Here is a 3,631-nt window from a genome sequence, read left to right as displayed (position 1 = left end):
ATGACTTTTTTCTCATCAATCCAACCATTCTGACCGGCTGCTTTAATCATGGCGTACTCACCACTAACATTGTATGCAGCAACGGGTAAATTAGTATGCTGTCTAACCCGGTGGATAACATCCATATAGGCTAAAGCGGGTTTAACCATGACCATGTCTGCCCCTTCTGAGATATCTAAGTCAATTTCTTTGAGGGCTTCAAGGGCGTTAGCGGGATCCATTTGGTAAGTCTTCTTGTCACCAAATTTAGGAGCGGAATCTAGGGCATCCCGGAATGGACCATAATAAGCGGAGGCGTATTTAGCGGAATAGGCCAAAATTCCGACATCAGTGTAGCCTTCACTATCTAGAGCTTTGCGAATTGCACCAATGCGTCCATCCATCATGTCGGAAGGCGCAACCATATCTGCCCCTGCTGCAGCTTGAGATAGGGCCATTTTTATCAATACTTCCACGGTGGCGTCATTTAGGATAGTGCCATCTTCGGTGACAATGCCATCATGACCATCACTGGAAAAGGGATCAAGGGCAACATCGGTAATCACCACTAGCTCTGGCACTTCTTGCTTAATTGCTCTGATGGTGCGTTGGATTAATCCATCCGGGTTGTAGCTTTCAGTACCGGTAGCATCTTTCAAGTCTTGGGGAATCAGAGGGAAAAGTGCGATCGCATTAATCCCCAGCTCAAATGCCTCGGTTACTTCTTTTAGCAATAAGTCCAGAGAATAGCGGTAACAGCCTGGCATGGACTTAACCTCTGGTTTTAGACCTTGACCTTCCATCACAAATACTGGATAAATCAGGTCATTAACAGTCAGTTGATTCTCTTGAACCATCCGACGAAAGGCGGCTGTACGGCGCAGACGTCGAGGCCGATGGGTTAATTGGAGTTGGTCGGAAGCTATTGACTTGTCAATCAAGTTGGGTAAGGACATAGTGAATCCGGTAGTAGATGTGAACTTGAGTTAAGTCTGTTAAATTCGTGAAGTTCATTATCAAGCATTTTGGTTTCAAAAATTATTCTGCGCAATAAAACTTTGATTTTGCTGGTTGACTTGACTGGTGACGGTAGGTTATCAGGGATGAAGGGAGTGCTCACTTAAGGGGAGTAAGGAATAATCCGGTCATCGGTCTGGGGTGATATCAGCTGCTAGATGTACTGGCATGATTTCCGGAAAACTGGACTCTAAACCTGATAAATAGTAGGGTGCCTTGATAATGCACTTACGGGTAGAGTTATTTAGAGTTATTTATAGCTTAATGAAAGAAAAACAGCTGGCTAAATTTTTCTTGTCCGATGGCACTACGTTCCTGGTGGAGGTAGAAGAACCAGAAAGCAACGCCATTGAACGGGTAGCTTTACCCTCTGGGAAGTATGTGCTTAAAGCTCAACAGTCCTTTGAAGAAGCACTGGAAAAGGTTAAACCTGTGGCGTCTACGATTATTTCTAAATTGCGTGACCTTGATACTCCTGCTGATCAAGTAGAGGTGAAATTTGGGTTGACGCTCACGGCTGATGCTGGGGCAATCTTTACCTCTGTTGGTGGTGAGGTTAGCTACGAAATTACTCTGAAATGGTCCCAAGATAAATCTAAATAAGATACAGCGGTTTGCCATTCAATTAGGTACAAAGTTTTGGGTTTTTAGGGACTTCGGAGCAGGGAGCAGGGAGCATAAACCCACCCCTAACCCCTCCCAGGAGGGGAAAAGAGGTAAGAGGGAAAACAATCCTGTGTACCTGATAGTTATGCAAACCGCCGTAAATCTCAATACAGAGTTTTTGATAACCATGAGGTATACAGGATTTTTGATTTTTTCCCTCTTGCCTATTGCCTATTGCCTATTGCCTCTTGCCTCTTGCCTCTTACCTACTCCCTACTCCCTGCTCCCTGCTCCCTAAAACCCAGAACGAAAGTACCTCACCGAAATTACAAACCACTGTAAGTCAATGGCGAACCATAACACTAATTCCTTTGAAGGGTTTAAAACCTCTATTGTTAGAATTTATCATAGTAATGGCGCAGTTGTGGGAGCAGGGTTTTTAGTCTCTAACGGCTATTTGCTAACCTGTGCTCATGTGATTACTGAAGCCTTAGGAATTTTACAAACTACTCAAGACGCTCCTACTGAACCAATTAACTTAGATTTTCCTTTGATTGCTCCCGGTCAGAAACTAACCGCTAGTGTGGTGTTTTGGAAACCTGTTTCCGAGACTGAAGTAATTGAAGATATTGCTGGGTTAAGGCTCAATAGTAAATTACCTAATTCTGCTCAACCAGTGCAGTTAGTGACAGCACAGAATTTGTGGAACCATTCGATCAGAGTTTTTGGTTTTCCCAAAGGGCATGATAAGGGGGTATGGGCATCGGCAGTATTGCGAGACAAAAATGCCAAAGGCTGGCTACAAATAGAAGATACTAAAGTGACTGGGTATCAAGTTGAGCGGGGATTTAGCGGTGCTCCTGTGTGGGATGAGGAGTTAGCAGGAGTGGTGGGGATGGCAGTAGCAGCAGAGAAGCGTAGAGAGAATGTTAAGGCGGGATTTTTAGTTCCTACTCAGGTTTTGAATCAATTTTGGTCTGAATTAGGGCAATTGGGGCAAAATTCGACTAATTCTAAACCGTTAACACCTCGAAAACGCCGTCGCCTTAAGCAAGAATTAGAAGATTTACAAGAGCCTTATGATTTAGGAAGGGCAAGACTTCGGAAATTGCGGAAAGAACGTGCTATTGCCAATGACCCTAGTACTGAATTTCAGTTAGATGTGAAGATAGAAGAAGAACAAGGGAAACTTGATAAAATTGAATCAAATATTGAGGAAATTGAAGAAAAGCTTGGTTGAATATTTATAAAATTAATAGCTGTTATTTTTCCAGACTTTTATTATAATCTAAATTTAGAAATAGCAGTACGCTTCCAATACTTACTCCAATTAAAATAAATTGGGTAATTAAAGTTGATAAAGATAAAGCACTTAGATAATTAATAAAAGGGATTGTATTTAATACTTGGGTTAATATAATTTGTAAGCCCAAAGCACTAAATAAAACTAAAAGTAAGAATAAGAATACTCTCCACCAATTCCCCTTTACTATAGTGCGACTATAATTAAAAGCTGCTTTTCCTTTTTGACCTCGAAGAACAAAAGCATAAATACAAAATCCATTGTTAACAAGATAAATAATACCTGGTACAACCAATAGAAATAAACGTAAAATGAAAGCAATACTAAGTCTAAAAGTCAAATTCACCAAAGTTCCTATATCTGGAAATATTCGACTCATCAACGTTTGAAATCGAGTTTCTCTTTTTAAGAGAAAATTTTCTGTCGCTGCCGCCACCGACATACTATATATTGAACCAAAAACAAGTAAATAAAAACAAATATACAGAAAATAAACTAATATCAATATCAAGTTAAAATTTTGTGTAATAGTATAATTTATAAGAAAAATAATTGGTAGAGATGAAGAAATAATTAATGCACAAAATAATGTCAAATGTAATTTGATGTTTTTTAAATATATTTCATGCCCCAACACCAGGATTTCTACTAATCCCAGCTTTTTATTCTTGATTTCTGAGATTATACTCATACTTTTATACTCGATTAAAGATAATTTAAGATGAT

The 3,631-nt window shown here is 39.9% G+C and carries 4 protein-coding genes; 2 read left to right on the top strand and 2 right to left on the bottom strand.

Features of this window, described 5'->3' with window-relative positions; all coding sequences use genetic code 11:
• Positions 1-935 (bottom strand): porphobilinogen synthase (gene hemB / locus F6J94_RS31805; RefSeq protein WP_293047563.1); only part of this gene is annotated, 935 nt, incomplete at its 3' end.
• Between the two features lie 325 nt (positions 936-1,260).
• On the opposite strand from hemB, the gene F6J94_RS31800 reads away from it, so the two are divergent.
• Both F6J94_RS31800 and F6J94_RS31795 read left to right on the top strand, forming a co-directional pair.
• The gene (locus tag F6J94_RS31800) at positions 1,261-1,599 is read left to right on the top strand and encodes a CU044_2847 family protein (protein WP_293047561.1); all 339 of its coding nucleotides are present in this window, start codon (positions 1,261-1,263) and stop codon (positions 1,597-1,599) included.
• 349 nt (positions 1,600-1,948) lie between these two features.
• The gene (locus tag F6J94_RS31795; RefSeq protein WP_293047559.1) at positions 1,949-2,842 is read left to right on the top strand and encodes a serine protease; all 894 of its coding nucleotides are present in this window, start codon (positions 1,949-1,951) and stop codon (positions 2,840-2,842) included.
• A 22-nt stretch (positions 2,843-2,864) separates the two neighbouring features.
• On the opposite strand, the gene F6J94_RS31790 is transcribed toward F6J94_RS31795, so the two are convergent.
• Positions 2,865-3,631, bottom strand: a 767-nt coding sequence (locus F6J94_RS31790) for a hypothetical protein (RefSeq protein WP_293047557.1), incomplete at its 5' end; no start/stop codon positions are given.

The sequence above is a fragment of the Moorena sp. SIO1F2 genome (genome assembly GCF_010672755.1).
GTDB lineage: Bacteria > Cyanobacteriota > Cyanobacteriia > Cyanobacteriales > Coleofasciculaceae > Moorena.
This window is presented reverse-complemented; position numbering and strand designations above follow the sequence as displayed.

Bases quoted from the DNA above. Each gene is read 5' to 3' on its own strand.
- F6J94_RS31800 (WP_293047561.1), top strand. From the start codon at position 1,261: ATGAAAGAAAAACAGCTGGCTAAATTTTTCTTGTCCGATGGCACTACG.
- F6J94_RS31795 (WP_293047559.1), top strand. From the start codon at position 1,949: ATGGCGAACCATAACACTAATTCCTTTGAAGGGTTTAAAACCTCTATT.